The organism is Ensifer sp. ENS11, from assembly GCF_014851895.1.
Lineage (GTDB): Bacteria > Pseudomonadota > Alphaproteobacteria > Rhizobiales > Rhizobiaceae > Ensifer > Ensifer canadensis.
The window spans coordinates 1-16,207 of record NZ_JACVAN010000040.1 but is presented as its reverse complement, the minus strand read 5'-3'; the positions used below and the strand labels follow the sequence as shown (position 1 = coordinate 16,207).

General features: G+C 58.1%; 16 protein-coding genes and 4 pseudogenes. 9 read left to right on the top strand and 11 right to left on the bottom strand.

Annotated features, from left to right (window positions below):
• Nucleotides 1–1,466: AsmA family protein (locus IB264_RS33970; RefSeq protein WP_192435316.1), on the top strand; the 1,466-nt coding region annotated here is incomplete at its 5' end.
• A gap of 305 nt (nucleotides 1,467–1,771) precedes the next feature.
• On the opposite strand, the pseudogene IB264_RS33965 reads toward IB264_RS33970, so the two are convergent.
• Together IB264_RS33965 and IB264_RS33960 are read right to left on the bottom strand one after the other, a co-directional pair.
• Nucleotides 1,772–2,263 (bottom strand): annotated as a pseudogene (locus IB264_RS33965) (LysR substrate-binding domain-containing protein); the annotation flags it as partial.
• A gap of 161 nt (nucleotides 2,264–2,424) precedes the next feature.
• Nucleotides 2,425–2,601, bottom strand: a pseudogene (locus IB264_RS33960) (IS110 family transposase); the annotation flags it as partial.
• Between the two features lie 265 nt (nucleotides 2,602–2,866).
• Between IB264_RS33960 and IB264_RS33955 the strand changes: the two are divergent.
• The 4 genes and pseudogenes from IB264_RS33955 to IB264_RS33940 form a co-directional block, all read left to right on the top strand.
• Nucleotides 2,867–3,143 (top strand): annotated as a pseudogene (locus IB264_RS33955) (thiazole synthase); the annotation flags it as partial.
• A 230-nt stretch (nucleotides 3,144–3,373) separates the two neighbouring features.
• Nucleotides 3,374–3,796 (top strand): DUF3830 family protein, encoded by a 423-nt coding sequence (locus IB264_RS33950; RefSeq protein WP_192435312.1) that lies wholly within the window; start codon nucleotides 3,374–3,376, stop codon nucleotides 3,794–3,796.
• Nucleotides 3,796–4,338, top strand: coding sequence for a hypothetical protein (locus IB264_RS33945; RefSeq protein WP_192435310.1), 543 nt, complete (start codon nucleotides 3,796–3,798; stop codon nucleotides 4,336–4,338). Before IB264_RS33950 ends, IB264_RS33945 begins: the two co-directional genes overlap by 1 nt.
• 137 nt (nucleotides 4,339–4,475) lie before the next feature.
• Entirely contained in the window at nucleotides 4,476–5,387 is a 912-nt protein-coding gene (locus tag IB264_RS33940) for a MurR/RpiR family transcriptional regulator (protein WP_210335719.1), read from the top strand.
• On the opposite strand, the gene IB264_RS33935 is transcribed toward IB264_RS33940, so the two are convergent.
• The 4 genes from IB264_RS33935 to IB264_RS33915 all read right to left on the bottom strand — a co-directional run bounded on the left by IB264_RS33935 (nucleotide 5,380) and on the right by IB264_RS33915 (nucleotide 9,182).
• The gene (locus IB264_RS33935) at nucleotides 5,380–6,180 is read right to left on the bottom strand and encodes an ABC transporter permease (RefSeq protein WP_246811883.1); all 801 of its coding nucleotides are present in this window, start codon (nucleotides 6,178–6,180) and stop codon (nucleotides 5,380–5,382) included. The two genes, IB264_RS33940 and IB264_RS33935, sit on opposite strands and share 8 nt — an antisense overlap.
• A gap of 17 nt (nucleotides 6,181–6,197) precedes the next feature.
• On the bottom strand, nucleotides 6,198–7,058 hold the full coding sequence (locus tag IB264_RS33925) for an ABC transporter permease (protein ID WP_192435304.1): 861 nt from the start codon (nucleotides 7,056–7,058) through the stop codon (nucleotides 6,198–6,200).
• Nucleotides 7,055–8,125: an ABC transporter ATP-binding protein gene (locus tag IB264_RS33920; protein WP_192435320.1), complete on the bottom strand. Its 1,071-nt coding sequence runs from the start codon at nucleotides 8,123–8,125 to the stop codon at nucleotides 7,055–7,057. The genes IB264_RS33925 and IB264_RS33920 overlap by 4 nt, the downstream gene beginning before the upstream one ends.
• A 61-nt stretch (nucleotides 8,126–8,186) precedes the next feature.
• Nucleotides 8,187–9,182 (bottom strand): ABC transporter substrate-binding protein, encoded by a 996-nt coding sequence (locus IB264_RS33915; protein WP_192435302.1) that lies wholly within the window; start codon nucleotides 9,180–9,182, stop codon nucleotides 8,187–8,189.
• 161 nt (nucleotides 9,183–9,343) lie between these two features.
• Between IB264_RS33915 and hutH the strand changes: the two genes are divergently transcribed.
• A complete protein-coding gene (gene hutH / locus IB264_RS33910) occupies nucleotides 9,344–10,870 on the top strand; it encodes a histidine ammonia-lyase (RefSeq protein ID WP_192435301.1) in 1,527 nt (508 codons plus the stop codon).
• A 111-nt stretch (nucleotides 10,871–10,981) separates the two neighbouring features.
• Nucleotides 10,982–11,098 (top strand): annotated as a pseudogene (locus IB264_RS35720) (IS110 family transposase); the annotation flags it as partial.
• 162 nt (nucleotides 11,099–11,260) lie between these two features.
• On the opposite strand, the gene IB264_RS33905 reads toward IB264_RS35720, so the two are convergent.
• A complete protein-coding gene (locus IB264_RS33905; protein ID WP_192435299.1) occupies nucleotides 11,261–12,151 on the bottom strand; it encodes a LysR family transcriptional regulator in 891 nt (296 codons plus the stop codon).
• 78 nt (nucleotides 12,152–12,229) lie between these two features.
• On the opposite strand from IB264_RS33905, the gene IB264_RS33900 reads away from it, so the two are divergent.
• Nucleotides 12,230–12,571, top strand: coding sequence for a helix-turn-helix domain-containing protein (locus tag IB264_RS33900; protein WP_192435297.1), 342 nt, complete (start codon nucleotides 12,230–12,232; stop codon nucleotides 12,569–12,571).
• A gap of 205 nt (nucleotides 12,572–12,776) precedes the next feature.
• Here IB264_RS33900 and IB264_RS33895 read toward each other — a convergent pair whose 3' ends face one another.
• From IB264_RS33895 to IB264_RS33885, 4 genes are read right to left on the bottom strand one after another with little or no spacing between them, the layout of a single operon-like run.
• On the bottom strand, nucleotides 12,777–13,190 hold the full coding sequence (locus tag IB264_RS33895) for an SOS response-associated peptidase (protein WP_256435898.1): 414 nt from the start codon (nucleotides 13,188–13,190) through the stop codon (nucleotides 12,777–12,779).
• On the bottom strand, nucleotides 13,187–13,408 hold the full coding sequence (locus tag IB264_RS35215) for an SOS response-associated peptidase family protein (protein ID WP_256435897.1): 222 nt from the start codon (nucleotides 13,406–13,408) through the stop codon (nucleotides 13,187–13,189). Before IB264_RS35215 ends, IB264_RS33895 begins: the two co-directional genes overlap by 4 nt.
• 55 nt (nucleotides 13,409–13,463) lie before the next feature.
• Nucleotides 13,464–14,195, bottom strand: coding sequence for a pentapeptide repeat-containing protein (locus IB264_RS33890; protein ID WP_025431041.1), 732 nt, complete (start codon nucleotides 14,193–14,195; stop codon nucleotides 13,464–13,466).
• Nucleotides 14,192–14,926: a pentapeptide repeat-containing protein gene (locus IB264_RS33885; RefSeq protein WP_210335717.1), complete on the bottom strand. Its 735-nt coding sequence runs from the start codon at nucleotides 14,924–14,926 to the stop codon at nucleotides 14,192–14,194. The genes IB264_RS33890 and IB264_RS33885 overlap by 4 nt, the downstream gene beginning before the upstream one ends.
• Before the next feature lie 149 nt (nucleotides 14,927–15,075).
• Here IB264_RS33885 and IB264_RS33880 point away from each other — a divergent pair, with 149 nt between their 5' ends.
• Complete coding sequence (locus tag IB264_RS33880) at nucleotides 15,076–15,711, top strand: TetR/AcrR family transcriptional regulator (protein ID WP_210335716.1); 636 nt, start codon at nucleotides 15,076–15,078, stop codon at nucleotides 15,709–15,711.
• Nucleotides 15,712–16,207 lie beyond the last annotated feature (496 nt).

Genomic DNA, 16,207 nt, shown 5'->3' with positions numbered 1-16,207 from the left:
TGCGTATGCCGGGAGCGGCTCTTTCGCTTGATGGCAAAGCGGCCATTCCGAACGGCTATGCCGGCAAGCTGATTTTTTCGACAGCGGACGTTCGCGGGTTCCTTGGCTGGCTTGGACAGAGCGGCCCGGACAACATCGACCTATTTGCGTTCAACGGTGATGTCAGCGCGAGCCCGGCGAGCGTTCAGTTCGAAAGTGCCACTTTGTCCGTCAATGGTGTCGAGGGGACCGGAAGTGGCTCTGTCCAATTCACAAAACCATTGAAGATATCCAGTGCCCTCAAGTTCGCACAGTTAGATTTTGCGCGCCTCGCCGGCGCGCGCTCGCCTGAACCTCAATCGAAGGCGCGGGGAGCTGGTCCTGCGCCCAACGCTCCGTTGGATTTCTCCTCGCTTCGATTGATCGACGCATCGATTAGTGTCAACGCTGATAAACTTGGATACGGAAACGTATTTGCAGGGCCGGTGGCAACCACTCTTACCGTTGCCGATGGAGTCGCAAGTCTCAGCCTTCCTGAAAGCCCGTTCTATGGCGGCCATATTACCGCAAGCCTGAGGGCCGACGGCTCCGGGTCAGAACCGTCGATTGCTTTAAACGCCTCGATCGCGGGCGCTTCGGCGGCGCCGCTTCTGACCGACATGGCAGGCTTCAGACATCTTGAAGGCGCGCTGCAGGCCAAGCTCGACATAACGGGAGCTGGCAGCACGACTGGCACACTCAAACAATCGCTTCAAGGCAGCGCGGATGTCCGGTTTTCCGATGGCGCCATCCGCGGCATCGATATCGCCGACGCCTATAACAACCTCGTTGGCCTGATGTCGTCGGGCTTCAAGCAGAATGAAAGCCAAGCTACAGGGTTCACTGAACTCGATGCCTCGTTCGCCGTTGATAGCGGCGTTGCACGAACCGAGGATATCAAGCTTATCGGCCCGCTTGTGCGCATGAACGGGACCGGGGAGGCAAACCTCGCGGACGGACAGATGAAGTTTCGGCTCGATCCGCGGGTGGTCGCGTCGCTGGATGGACAGGGCGCCGAGATCTCAACTGACGGTATCGGAGTTCCGGTCCTGATCGAGGGGCCCTTTGCCCGTCCGCACATATATCCCGATCTGTCGGGACTTTTGAAGAACCCCACCGCTGCCTTGGCGACGCTGAAGAAGTTCGGATTGCCGACCGACACGCTGCGGATCGATGACCTGCTCTCCGGCAAAGCGACTGGTGGATCCTTGCGCGACATCGTCGGCGGCGCCATCGACAAGACCCTCAAAGGCGAGCGAAACCAACTTTCTATCGAGGAGATCATTGACGGCAATGTGGCGCAGAGCGACAAGGCGCCGCCGGACCAGCAAGCCGACGAAGACCCCGCTACTCTCGAACCCGCGGCCAGACAACCGGTCCCTGGAGCGGAGCAGCCCGATCAGGACGCGGGCACGTTGGGAAATCTGTTCAACCGGCTTCTGCAATAGAGAAACTTCGCAGGGTCCGGATTGTTGCTGTTCCCGGGCGCGGAGATGGGCGAAGCCTCCTTACGCCGCCTTTTGAATCAATCGATCACCACTCCCGCAAGAGGTTTAATAGGTCCAGAGTCTATTTCACCCCGGCAAACCTCCCAGACATTTAAAAGCCTCGTCTCGGAGGATCAGCATCGCGACGGCCAACGGCCGGGAAGCCTAGGCCCGGCAAACCGCTCCGTTTGATTGAGGGATGGCAGACAACGAGGTTTTCGGGACCTCGCCCCTTCTCTGGGATTTCCACAAGAGAACGAATGCCCTCACCTGCCCTGCCTGACGAGCGAGCGCGCGATATCGATGATGTCGTCTCTGGCCGCGGTTGGATCGTCCTTCGACCAGGCAACCCCAAGCCCGATCCGGAAGTCGACACCTCGCACCTTCCTGAGCTCGAAATTGCGGTTGGGCAGATCCAGCGTCCATTCCGGCGCAAAGCCGATGCCAAGACCGGCTGACACCAGTGACACCAGCGAGAAGGTGTCGTCACAGGTATAGGCAACGTTCTTCGAAAGATCGTGCTCCTCGAACTTCTCAGTGAAATAGCGCTCGGTAAAAGACAGGTTCTGGCGTGAGAACGAGATGATCTTCTCGCCCTTCAGATCCTCGATGCCGATCTCGCCTCTAGCAAGCAGCGAGCTGTTCTTCTCCAAAGCCAGCAGATAGCGCTTCTGTAATGGGCCTTCGTTCGTCAAGTCCCTCATCACCAAAATCACGTCACCCGGATCATGCTTCTGTCCGTGGTCGACACGTAGGTCGCCACACTATGCCATAAGATCCAGAACCGGCGGGTCAATCTCATAGGGCGTGATGGCCGAAGCATCACAGCGCTATCTACGACCTTACCAGGCGCTCGTCCCGGTGACGGGACCTTGATAGAGACAAGACCTTACAATGGCCTCATCTCGATAATGAATCTCTATGCCACTGAGGCTCCTTTACTCCAGCGAAACTCGCTCTCGTCCACCCACATTCGATGAAGGACAGTCGCGAGTTTGCGAGCAAGCGCCACTTTGGCCCGCTGCATACCGCGTCGTTTCGCTATATCGGCGGCCCATCGTTTCAACGCAGAGAATCTCGTGGCACGGGTCGCCAGCCGAGGAGCGATGGTACGCCTGCGGCGTCGGGATTGACGTCGGCGCAAGTCACGGTAGGCCGGCGTCGTGTTAACCTTTGATATCTTCAATACCGCCGGCTTCCTTGCCCGTGAAGATAACGCGCAGGATCGTGATGCCGCAACCAAGTTCAATCGTGCCGGTTTGGCGAGGCAATGCGTCCAGCCAGCTTGATAACGGCCGGGGACCACCGAGCGCAGCGCCCCTTCTCCGTGCTCGGCAGGGAATACCTGGGACGCCGTGGCTTCACAGACACAAATCATCAAGGTCTCGTTGAGGAGAGAGACGGCCGGCGGCAGGGCGGGGGGTGCGTTTTTCGAACTGATCCGCGAGCTCGGTACGAAAATACTGCCGAACACCGCCGGCTGCCACACCACGAAGGAGACGGCGCTCACTGCCAAGATGGCGCGCGAGGTTTTCAGACGAACTGATCAAGCTCGAAGTGATCGGCAATCACGACACATTGCAGCCGGATGTGTTCGCGCTGGTCGAAGCCGCACGGATCCTTTCCAACGAAGGCTTCTAGGTCTTCCCTAGCCGAGCATGATCGGTGATCCCGGCTGTGTCGGACGTTGCTCCCCGACCTACCAACACACTTCGTTCATAAGCGGTTGGCGCTTCCTGATCGTCGTCGATGCGGCGGAAAATGGTCGCGATTACGAATGTGTAATTTCATTCGTTGACATTATGAATGGTTATATACATAACAGTGAGGCCCGGGAAATTTCCATTCATTCTATCTGAGGAGCCCCTATGTCATCATTAGAGACACTCGAGTTCCATGCTCCAGGCGTCGGCCTTTCCTTCCGAGCAAAGCTGCTCGTGAACGATAACCCGGACGTCGTCGAGCAGGTGCTCGCCCAACTGCCGCTCAAAAGCACGCTGGGCCATGTCGTTATCTCCGGCGAGGCCATCTGGATGCCGACCCGCATCGTGCACCTCGGCCGCACCAACATGGTCGAGCGTCACCCCGGCGCCGTCTATCTCTATGCCCCCGGTCAGACGATCTGCCTCACCTACGGCAAGATCACCGAGAGTGCCAAGGTCAACAAGTTCGCCGAGGTCTTCGAGGAAGACCTGTCGAAGCTGCAGGAACTCGGCGCACTTGTTTATGAGCAAACGGTTGCACAGCCCCGCCGTAACATCGTCGAGATCAATGTCCGGAGGGCTGCATAATGTCGGCTATCACCAAGTTCGAAGGCAACTGGCGCGAGGCCAAGTCAATTATCGAGAAAGAAATCGACCGGGTCTGGTTCAATGAGCCGGAAGAGATCCAGAAGGTCCGCTGGGGTGTGATCGACAGCGGCGCCGGCAGCGGCGAGCAGTCCTTCTCGGTGCTCGTTCACCTTGAAGCCTACCTCATGCTCGTCGGTGCGGACGTGATGTACCGGCTGCTGAAGATCTCTAAATACGACGATATGGAGCTGGCGACGCTCAACCGCATGACGCGCGAGTTCCTGACCGGTACGTTCAACGTATTCGAGTTCATGACAGATCTCGGTCTCACCAACATGCATCAGATCGGGCAGATGTATTCCGACGCCCTCGACAAGCTGGAAACCAAAGAGGAATATGTGGAGCTCACCGGTGCAATGATGACCTATGTCATCCGCATGCATCGCTGGATTCACTTCATCTTCCCGTGGAATCTCGGCGTCGCCTTCCCACACCGTAAGCCTACGGAAGTGCTTTCCTTCTCCAAGGTTGTCGCTGCCTAACCCTCGGTTGCCCTCAACTCTGTGCTGCAAAGCCCCGGTTCTGAACCGGGGCTTTGGTTTTTGTTGTCGGCCCGGTTATGCAGCCAGTCATTTTGTGAATATATTGATACATTGATGTAGGGTCGGAGAAAAAGCGAATGAATGAAGACGCTGAGGTTATGGGTGCTCACGAGATCTCGCAACTGTCAGGTCAGGCGCAGCCGGCCGATCGCCAGGCGATCAGAGCCGAACTTGATCGCCGGACCAATGGGCAGAGACTGACGCCAGCGCAACGCCGCATTGCGCAATGCATGATCGAAAACAGCGCTCAACTCGGCTTCCTATCGAGCATGGAACTTGCGGATCTTGCCAATGTAAGCCAGCCGTCGGTGACGCGCTTTGCTATGGTGCTTGGCTTCGATGGTTACCTCGAGATGCGCCGGTTCCTGCGCTCGGGTGTATCCAGTGAAGACAATACCGTCGATGAAGGCGAGACCAACCGGTATCAAGCCGCCGCACTTGCGGAGGCGGGCAACCTCGCCGAACTTGCACAGTCGCTGACCGACGCGGATCTCATCGATCGACTCGGTCAAACCCTGGCCGCGTCTCGGCCACTTGCCGTATTAGGGTTGCGTGCCTCAGCGGGCCTTGCAACGCAATTTGCCTACTTCGCGTCGAAAGTGCACCCGGATGTCAGACTCCTGGCTGCCGGCGGATCGGTTATCGAGGACCAGATCGAGCAATGCTACGCTGCGGGTGGACGTACCTTGCTCGTTTTTATGATGCCCCTCTATCCGAGAGAGACTGTGAGATTGATCGAGTTTGCACGCCAGGTTGGCATGAAGGTGGTATTAATTTCCGATGCGAGCTTCACCGATCACGACGGTACGGCCGATTTCCTTCTGACAGCGCGGGTTAACTCCCGGCTTGTCTTCGATTCCTATGCCGCGTCATCGATGCTGGTGTCTGTCCTGCTCGATGCGATGTGCAACAACATGAATGGCGAGGCGCAGAAGCGCCTCGACCTAATCGACCGTTCATCGAAAAAGCGGAAAGTGTTTGTCAGCTAGGCCGTTTCCTGACGCTGCCGAGACCAACAGTACGGTCGACAATGACGAGCAGAACGATCGACAGAAGAATAAGTATGGTCGACATCGCGGCCACGAATGGTTCGTACTCGTACTGGAGGTAAGCGCGAAGCTGCAGCGGCAGCGTGGTCCAGTCCTTGTTGGCGAGAAATACGGATACCGTGTAGTTGTTCCAGGACAGGACGAACACGATGATCAGCGATGGGATGATGCTCGCCTTGAGCAAAGGCAAGGTCACTCGCCAGAGCGCCTGTCGGGGCGTCGCGCCGACAGTGAGTGCCGCTTCCTCGAGCCGTACATCAAAACCCTCCATCTGGGCCATCACATTGCGGATGGGGTAGGGAATTGTGACAACAACGTGCGCGGCGACCAATGTCCAGACATTGTTGACGATACCCATCATGAAGATAAGCTGGAAAAGCGCCAATGCAACGATGACAGCCGGGATGAACAGTGGCGACATCAGCAACGACGACACCGCTCCCTTGAGGAGACCATTGTACCGCTGAAGGCCTATCGCTGCCAGCACGCCAAGGCCTGTGCTGACCACGGCTGTAATGATGCCGAGGATTGTGCTTGCCCAGGCTGCGTACAGAAAGTCCGGCTTATCGAGAATCGTTCCGTACCATTTGAGCGTGAAGCCCTGCGGCGGAAAGACCATGGCCGTCGGATTGAACGACACGGCGACGAGGACAACAAGCGGCGCAAGTAGGAAGGCGAAGAACAGGATCGTACCGGCATACCAGAGGCTTGTGCCAAGAAGTGTCTTTTGCATGGATACTTTTTCCTTCTTCAACTCGCCTGAAGCACAGCGGTTGATCTGCCGGCCGAACGGACCGCCCATTGGTAGACACCGAGCATCACCATCGTGACGATCAGCAGGATTACGCCGATCGTGGCAGCGAATGGCAGGTTATTGGAAACTGTCGCCGTCTCATACGCCGCCACGCTCATGAAACGCACCCGACCGCCGCCGAGCAGGATTGGCACGACGAAGGATTCCACGTTGATTCCGAAGGCCAGCACACTTCCGGCGAGAATGCCGGGAACGCTGAGCGGAAGGGTAACCCGCCGAAACGCTGCAAAAGGTGTTGCGCCGACGGTCATGGCTGCATGCTCGAGTTGACGCGGTATCGATTGAAGGACACCGTAAATCGACATGACGACGAACGGTACGGCGACCTGGATCATGCCGATCAACACCGCCGTCTCGTTGTACAGCAGCTGCAATGGCCTGTCGGCGATCCCCAAGCCGACAAGGAACTGATTGATCGGTCCATTGCGGCCGAGCACAACCATCAGGCTGAGTGTCCTAACAACCAGGTTGACCCACAGTGGCAACATGACCAGCAGCACCAACCACGTCTGTGTTTGTGGCTCGGCCCGAACGATAACGAACGCGCCAAGATAACCGATCATGATGGAGAAAAATGTTGCGATCGCCGCCAGGCGTATCGTGCGCAATAAAAGATCGTTCAGATAGTAGCTGTCGCCCAAGAAGCGGCCATAGTTGGCGATCGTGAATTGGTTGAGAACTTCGCCCGTGGGACCGCTGCTGAGGAAGCTAAGAATGAGGACCCAAATAAGAGGAAGGATAAAAAATGCCCCCAGGATCGTGATCGCTGGCAGGAATAGCAGTGCAGGACGCTTCATGACGCCTGCCCCTCGTTGGGCAATACCCTTGCCGTACAGCGAAGAGCAACGCGGTCGCCGGCCTTGAGCGCCGGGCCGTCGGTTCGATACTTGACACGCAACTGCCGGCCTTCAACGCGAACCAGATAATCACTTGATTGGCCAAAGAACATCATTCGTTCGATCACACCCTGTGGCGCATCCGACTCAAAGTGCGCCTCAAATTTGCTGAGATCGACCCATTCGGGTCTGACGAACGCGACGCCTTCGTGACCTACGCGCATGTTGCCGTTGCCTTTGACCGGCACGAGCCTGTTGTCAGGGAGGCGCAGGTTATGGACCGTCCCATTACCTTCCATACGCCCACGGAAGAAAAAGGCTTCGCCAACGAAGCGGGCAACATATTCGGATACAGGGCTATTGTAGATGGCGTCTGGTGTGTCCAGTTGTTCGATCACACCCTTGTTCATGACGACGACGCGGTCGGACAACGACAGAGCCTCTTCCTGGTCATGCGTCACGAACACCGTCGTCAGGCCCAATGTCTGCTGCAGGGCCTTCAGCTCCACCTGCATGTCCTGTCGGAGGTTCTTGTCGAGGGCACTCAACGGTTCGTCCAGGAGCAGAACATCCGGCTTGAGCACGATAGCGCGCGCGAGTGCAACACGTTGCTGTTGGCCTCCGGACAATTGTGTGGGGAGACGGTCCGCCAGTGCCTCCAGTTGCACCATGCGCAGGGCGTCCATTACCCTTTCGTAGAGCTCGTCCTTCGGCGTCTTGCGCAATTCGAGACCCATCGAAACATTGCGGAACACCGTCAGATGGGGCCAGAGGGCAAAATTTTGGAAGACGAAACCGATCTTACGTTTCCAGACAGGATCGTTTGTCACCTGTTTGCCCGCGATATAGATGTCGCCACTGCTGGCGTCCTCAAGGCCGGCGATAATGCGCAAAAGCGTGCTCTTGCCGCATCCACTCGGGCCAAGGATCGAGAGGAACTCGCCCTCGCGCACGTCGAGATTAATGTTCTTGAGTGCGCTGAACGCGCCCCAGTTCTTTGATATGGTGCGGACGCTAATTTGGCCCATCAACCCCTCCTCCTGTTTAAGAAAAGCCCGGCCTGATCGACCGGGCAGATGTTGGTCCTGGTCAGCGCGCGACTACTTCTTTTTCCCAGCGCTCTTTCCACGCATCCATCTGGGGGACGATCTTCTTCCAGTCAGAAATCAGCAGGGAGTTGACGACCTCCTCACCATAGGGAACATCGACCCCGGCGAGATCAAGGCCGGAGCGCGCCGGTGTATATCCGAGGTCCGACGCGTAGGTCTTCTGGCTGGTCTCGCTGAGTAGATAGTTGACGAATTTCATCGCCAGTTCCGTGTTCGGCCGATCCTTGACGACATGTACGGTCGATACGAGACCGATCGCTCCTTCGCTGGGAACAGCGAACTTCAAGGCAACGCCCTGCTCGTTTGCCCAATGCACACGGCCGCGCACCCAACGGGCCATCACGACCTCCTGATTGCGGAAGAGGTCAAGAAGCTGGGCGTGCTGGTTGTAGAAAACCGTGATGTGCTTACCAAGTTCCGCCATCTTGGCGAAACCGGGATCGATGTTTTCCTCGCTCCCCCCGTTAAGTTTCGCCATGAGGACAAGCAACTCGACGTTCGCCGCGTCGAACCCGGCCGTGGTAACCGCCCCTTCATAATCAGGCTTCCACAGGTCGGCCCAGGATGTCGGCGCCGGATTAACGTCCTCGGGATTGTAGGCAAGCCCGTACTGGCCGAAGTTAGTGATGACGCCATAGTTGGAGAACCGGGCCTTGGGATAAAGCTTGTCGAGGTTGGTGACGACTGCCGGATCAAGCTTTTCAAATGCGCCCTGCGCTTCGCCGCGGTATGCCCAGGCCAGGTCCGCGTGAATGACATCGACCTCTTTCGCCATGGCTTTCGCAAGGCCATCGGCGCCGGACGCCGGAATGAAGGTAACCTTCGCGTCGTTTTCCTGCTCGAAGGTGGCGATGTTCTTCTTCAGGGCATCGGTGTATGCGCCGCCGAATGCGGCGACCACCAGTTCCTTGGTTTGCGCCTGCGCTGACATGGTCACGGCTAGCGACATGGCCATAGCTGCCAGAATTGTCCTCATCTCAATCCCCTTATTGCCCGTTGGGCTTTGTTGGTTACCGGGATTACTGTATAAAAATATTTCTTGTCATTCAATATGAAATCTTTCATTCAGTAGCGTATGAATGAATTTCGGCGTTTTCCACCACTGTGTGGGCATGCGCCGCCGACACGGAGGCTCGAATGTCAATCATATTGCACCCTGGAAAAGTCACGCTGGCCGAGTTGGCAGAGGTTTTCCGGGAAGGTACCCCGGCCGCTATATCGCCCGAGTTTCACCCGGCCATTGAGAACGCGGCAGCGCGTATCGCACAGATCGCCGCGGGCTCCGAGCCCGTCTACGGCGTGAATACCGGCTTTGGAAAGCTGGCATCGGTCCGCATCGATGCAAGTGATACCGCTACGCTGCAGCACAACCTCATTCTGTCGCATTGCTGTGGTGTTGGCGCGCCGTTGAGCGAGCCGATTGTGCGTCTGATCATGACCCTCAAACTGATCTCGCTTGGGCGGGGAGCGTCCGGAGTGAGGCTCGAAATGCTCAAACTGATCGAGGCCATGTTGGAAAAAGGCGTCATTCCCGTGATCCCGGAAAAGGGCTCTGTCGGCGCGTCGGGCGATCTCGCCCCGCTCGCGCACATGACAGCAGTCATGATGGGAGAAGGGCAGGCATTCTATGATGGCGATCGGGTTAGTGGCCGCATAGCGCTGCACCGTGCTGGACTGTCGCCAATCACACTGTCTGCAAAAGAGGGCCTGGCGCTGATCAATGGCACGCAAACCTCGACGGCTCTGGCCCTGGCAGGTTTGTTCCGAGCACACCGCGCCCTTCAAACCGCCGTTGTCACCGGCGCGATGTCGGTCGATGCGGCGATGGGGTCGACGGCCCCGTTCCACCCGGACATCCACAGCCTTCGCGGTCACTACGGCCAGATTGTGGTCGGGGGCTCCCTGCGGCGCTTGCTAAATGGCTCCGGAATCCGCGACAGCCATCTCGACGGTGACGAACGAGTGCAAGATCCTTACTGCCTTCGTTGCCAGCCTCAGGTCGTCGGCGCTTGCCTCGACTTATTGCACCAAGCCGCGGCCACGTTGGAAATTGAAGCTAACGCAGCAACCGACAATCCACTGGTGTTAAGCGACAACACGGTTGTTTCAGGTGGAAATTTCCATGCCGAACCGGTCGCCTTCGCCGCAGACCAGATCGCCCTCGCCATCTGCGAAATCGGTGCGATCACGCAGCGCCGCATCGCACTGCTCGTCGATCCGGCGCTTTCGTTCGGCTTGCCGGCATTCCTGGCCGCCAACCCCGGTTTGAACTCCGGCTTCATGATCGCCGAAGTGACATCGGCAGCCCTGATGTCAGAAAACAAGCAGATGTCTCACCCTGCATCGGTTGACTCGACACCAACATCGGCCAATCAGGAGGACCATGTCTCTATGGCCTGCCATGGTGCACGACGGCTTCTGGTGATGACCGAGAATCTGTTTGCCATCATCGGTATTGAGGCGCTGGCTGCAGCTCAAGGTATTGAGTTCAGGGCGCCGCTCATGACAAGCACAGCGCTGCAGAATGTCGTCGCAGCGATTCGCAAGGCCGTCTCTGGGCTTCAGGTCGACCGGTACATGGCTCTAGACTTGGAAACAGCCGCCAGGTTGGTCGAAAGCGGCTCGATCATCGGCGCGGTACCTGTGGATTTGCTGCCGGAATAATCTCTCGACGAATTCTCGCGAAGGTATGGAACATTTCCACCCCTCCGCGCCGGTAAGATCTCCAATGTGGCGATCCTCTCGTCCGGGCCTACCTGTCCGAGCCCGCAACCCCTGACGCGCGTCGAGAAATGGTCGGCGCTCAAAGCCGGGGGGCTGCGGATCGCCAAATGGAGCGGCCTAAAGAAGGCAGCCGTCGCCGTTGCGCGAAAGATGGCCGTCATAATGCACCCCTGTAGGCGACCGGCGAAACCTTCCGATGGTCGTCGACGGCATCGATCGAGACCGCATAGGAGCGTCTCGATCGATCACTACCCCGACGAACCGCTCCGCTTGACCGAAGGATCGCAACAGCAGCGACCACCCGCGCCCCACCGTCGAGCACAAGCGCCCTCACCTGCCCTGCCTGACCAACGAGCGGGCGATATCGATGATGTCGTCTCTGGCCGCCGTCGGATCATCCTTGGACCACGCGACCCCAAGCCCGATCCGGAAGTCGATACCCCTCACCTTCCTGAGCTCGAAATTGCGGTTGGGCAGATCGAGCGTCCATTCCGGCGCAAAACCGATGCCAAGACCGGCCGACACCAGTGACACCAACGAGAAGGTGTCGTCACATGTATAGGCGACACTCTTCGACAGATCGTGCTCCTCGAACTTTTCCGCGAAATAGCGCTCGGTAAAAGACAGGTTCTGGCGCGAGAACGAGATGATCTTCTCACCCTGCAAATCCTCGATGCCGATCTCGCTTCGGGCAAGAAGCGCGCTGTTCTTCTCCACCGCCAGAAGATAGCGCTCGTGCGCGATCGAGAAGAACCTGAGCGAGCCGATGTTTTCGACCGGGCGGATGAAGCCGAGATTGATCTGGCCATTCTCAAGCCCGCGGATGATGTCGTTGGTCGAGCCGCTCATGATATGTAGCTCGATATCGGGATACTTGCGGCCGATGCGGGCCAGGAACGCCGGCAGCAGACCGATCGTTGCCGGATAAACGGTTCCGATCCGGATTTTGCGCCTCGCCTTGCCGGCAACCGAACGCACCACCTCGGCCGACAGATCAACATCGCCCAGGATCCTCACACAGCGATCGTAGTAGATCTCCCCTGCCCTGGTCAGTTCGACCTTTCTCGTCGAGCGCTCCAGCAGGCGAACGCCGAGTTCCTTTTCGAGCGACTGGATCTGACAGCTCAAAGCCGGCTGGGCGATATGCACCCGTGCTGCCGCCCGACCGAAATGCAGCTCCTCAGCAACCGCGACGAAGTAGGAAAGTTGTCGAAGCTCCATAACAACCACGTTTCGTTTGTTCTGAATACCACGTATCGTACATAGACCCGTGTGGTTTGTCATGAACAAAATGTGGGCATGGATACATTTGCCCTGAACCTAAAGCGCCGCGCTGAACAACTTGGGATTTCAAACGCTGAGGTGGCGCGCCGCGCTGGCTTGAGTGATCGACGATATGGAAACTATGTCAGCGGAGTGCGTGAACCAGACCTGTCCACTCTGGTCCGCGTAGCCGATGTCTTGGGCATCAGCGTCGATGAATTGCTGGGCGTGAATGCCACCAACAACAAGGTCCGCACCGTCGAAGAGCAATTCCAAGACCGCATTGCCGTTGCGCTCAAGGCGTTGAAATGCGAAGACCTTCAGCGAGTTGTCCTGATGATCGAAGCATTGGCATTCCACCCGAAGCAACCCGCGTAGCCAGTTTCAGTCGATACATTATGCGATCCCAGACGCACATAACGGGAACATAGACTGATCTCGGGATGGACGCCGCCGCTATATCCCACTCAAAAGCGATCTCGCTTGCGTGAAGCCTCTGCGGTGCAGTCGCTTCACGAGCGCGAAAATCAAAATAGCGATTGGGCAATCTTCAGTACAGCCACTGGCTTCTCGTGACCGGTTTTTACACGTATCCCGACACGTTCACGCGCTTCGAGACGATCCATTCCCGGAGTTCCCGAGGCGGCTGCATCAGCAGATCCCTTTCGGCCCGACCGTCCAGCCAACCGTCAAAATCCCGAGAGTGGAGCATGCACGGCATCCGATCGTGATATTTCGCGCTCCATGCGTCAGCCTCGCGCACGATGATGGTGCAGCTCGTGACGGTTTTGCCGGTTTCCCGATCTTTCCAGCTGTCCCACAGGCCAGCGAAGGCCATTAACTCACCATCGGCCGCGCTGAAATCGGGCGGGGTCTTGTCCCTTTTGTCCCCGGTCCACTCAAAGAAGATGATGCAGCGCCGGTTTCGAAATGAGCTCTTGAACATGCCAGATGTATCGGCCGCTTCCACCCAGGCCTTGAAGGTGGCCAGCTTCATTCCTTTTGCGTTTTATTCCACCAGCCCGGGATGATCCCCCACCTGGCACGCCGCAGCTCTCGGCCGCCGTCCTCGGCCCGCACGATGATTTCAACCGTTGTCGTCGACGCGATGTTGAACCGAGGCCGAAGCTCGCCATGGCTCGCCGGCACGGTCAACGGCTGGCTGAACGCGTGAATCTGGTCCCAGGTATAGGCTTGGCTATATCTGCCGCACATTGCACTAATCTCCTCCTTGGGTCGTCTCACGGCCTGCGCCCTGAGGTGGGCTTACTCAATTTGCTGATCGGATATTGAAGTTGGCAAGGATCTGATCGTGCTGGGCGCGGCTGACTGTGATACCGTCAAAGGATCGCATGAGGGTCAGATCGAGACCGTCGATATCGGCATGGGCGATGTTAGCTTCGCTGAGGTTGGCCCGGTCGAACCGCGCATTGTTCAGGTTCGAATTCGCGAAACTGACACCGAAGAAATTGCCGTCCCGGAAGTCAGCACCGCGCAGATCGCAATATTCGAATCGGCTTCCTTCCCAGTCGCGCTCCTTGAGCACGGCCTCATAGAGTTTGGTCCTGGCGCAGATGATGCCTCCCGTAACTGAGCGCGAGGCGGCGACACGGCGCTGGACTTCCAGATGGAGCGTCGAGGCGGAAGCGTCGCATTCTGCCAGGGACAGGAGGAAGGCTTTGGTGTTGGTGATCGCATTCGCTCGGAGGTTACATTTCCGGAACGTCGCGTGCGAAAGATCGCAGCGCTGCCAGTTGCTGCCACTGTCGAGATCGGGATCGTAGAAGGTGCAAGATTGTAGCTTCGCATCGCGAAATGAGCACTCGACAAAGCGGGAGTTTGTGAATCGCGCATCGCCGAAGCGGGCACCGTCGAAAGCGCAATTGGAGAAGGTACAGCGATCAAAGCGCACCTCGAAGAACGGGAAGTCGGTCATGTCCTCGTCGCGAAACGCGACGTCGACGACCACAGATGTGACTTGGGCAGCCTCTTCGAGCGTCATCTCGAGGCCTGGATCACGATGAGACCGAGCTGCGCGAGGAGTTCGCCCGCTTGCGTGTGCGAGATCACAGCCCCCTTGAACCGCGTGGCGTCCATGAGCCGGATGCCGCCGAGATCGACGCGCCGCAGGTCGGCGCCTTCGAAGCGGCAATCCGCCAGATTGGCATTGCGCAGCGAGCATGCTTCGAACACCGCTTCCCGGAAATCGCACTTCCGCAGATCCGCATCTGCGAAATCGATCTGCCGAAGCCGTGCTTTGCGGAACGACCTGGAGGGCATCTTGGCGCAGACGAGCACCGATTCCTCAATCGTGAGATCGAGTGCTTTGATTTCGGTGAAATCGGCACCGGTCAGCTTGCAGCGTGCGAAGCGGACCGAGGCCAGTCCCGCACCCCGGAAGCTCCCATTGTTGAAGTCGCTGCCAGTGAATGAGGCATCCGCCAGGTCGGCGCCTACAAAGCTTGCGAAGGCCCCACGGCATGACACGAACCGAGCGTCGTGCAGGACCGCACCATCGAATCGAACTTTCTGAAGACGGCAGTTCTCGAACGTCCATCCGGCCAGGGTAAGACGCGCGAGGTTGGCTTCCTGCACGTCGCAGTCAACCAGGTGCGCCGGCATTCCGGATTGCGCCTCGGCTTCGATCTCGCGACGGGTCAGCTTGCGGCCGGAGATCGTGGCATGTGTTGTCCCGTTAACGCTCATCGCCGCCTCGCAGCACAGTGTGCGCACCGTTCGCGGTCGGAAAGACAAATCCCGCGGCCAATGCCTTCGATGCGAACGCAAGGTTCGCCGTCATTGCGCAGCGCTCCTTTCCGTCCGCGAAACGAGAGGCACCGATCGGTGCATTAGAAGTGGGTGCCATAATATTGACCCTCGCTATGAAATCGATGTATCAACATGCCAATAAGCGGACACTTTTGTCCGGTTATTGTTATTTGCCAGACGAACAGCGCGGGGTCAAGATGGGTGATATTCCAAAGCGGTCCGATGCGCGGGCCCGGCGCGAGATCATTCTGGCGGCCGCTGAGGACGTTTTCGCTGAGTTGGGGCTCGACGCGCCCTTGGGGCTGATATGCGAGCGGTCCGGGGTCGGCCGTGCGACACTCTACCGGAATTTCGCGAGCCGGGAGGCATTGGCGATTGCGCTTTTTGAACGCGATCTCCAAGCACTCCACGCGCTTGTCACCGCTGAAACCGGAAGGCAGGGTGTGCTGCGGCATTTCCTGGAAGCTCTGTCGGTCGGGCTGGTCAAGACCGGGCGCTTGTTCCAGGCGGTGAGCGAACGACACGCCGTCCCGATCGGCATTCAGCAGCAGTTCAGGAGAACGCTGACCTCAGTTCACGCTATCGCCGAGGCGCGAGGCGAAGTGCGGGCGGGCGTGACCGTGGAGGACATCCGGATAGCGGTTGACATGATGATCGGGGGCGTCGGCGTCCCAGACTATGCCCAGCGCCAGGCACGCAGAGAGCGTGTGCTGGAAATCTGTCTCGGGGGACTGCTCGCGTTGGAGTAAGGCGAAGAAGGCGATTCCCGGATTTTCCTTCAGGTCCTTGTCGGTCGGGCGTCTTTGCGTCTCATGTTTCGTCCGAGGCCATTGCGCTGTCCTTTCGTGATGCCGTCGAAAGCCGTCGAAAGCCGGCGAGGTTCCCGGGCGCGGAAAGAAACCGAAGAGCACATCGGCTAGCAGTGAGGAAAGGTTCTCGGTAATTGTCCTTGCACCTCGGCACTGGGCTGGTGGTTGCCGCGCCTACACAGACCGGCAAATAAGTGCCAGAAGAGTCGCACCCGCGGCATCCCCGTGCTCTGGAGCCAGTCCGGTCCCACCAAATTCCGGTCGATACATTATGCGATCTTCGTGGCCCAAAGGGTACATTCTATTTTCAAGTGCGACATGCCAATGATTTCAATGGTTTCCCCTTGGAGATTTTGGGATGTCACGAAGCTATTCGCAGCTGAATCTGGCGGATCGTCGCCGCCTCTATCACTTTGTCGAACGCAAGGTGCCGATC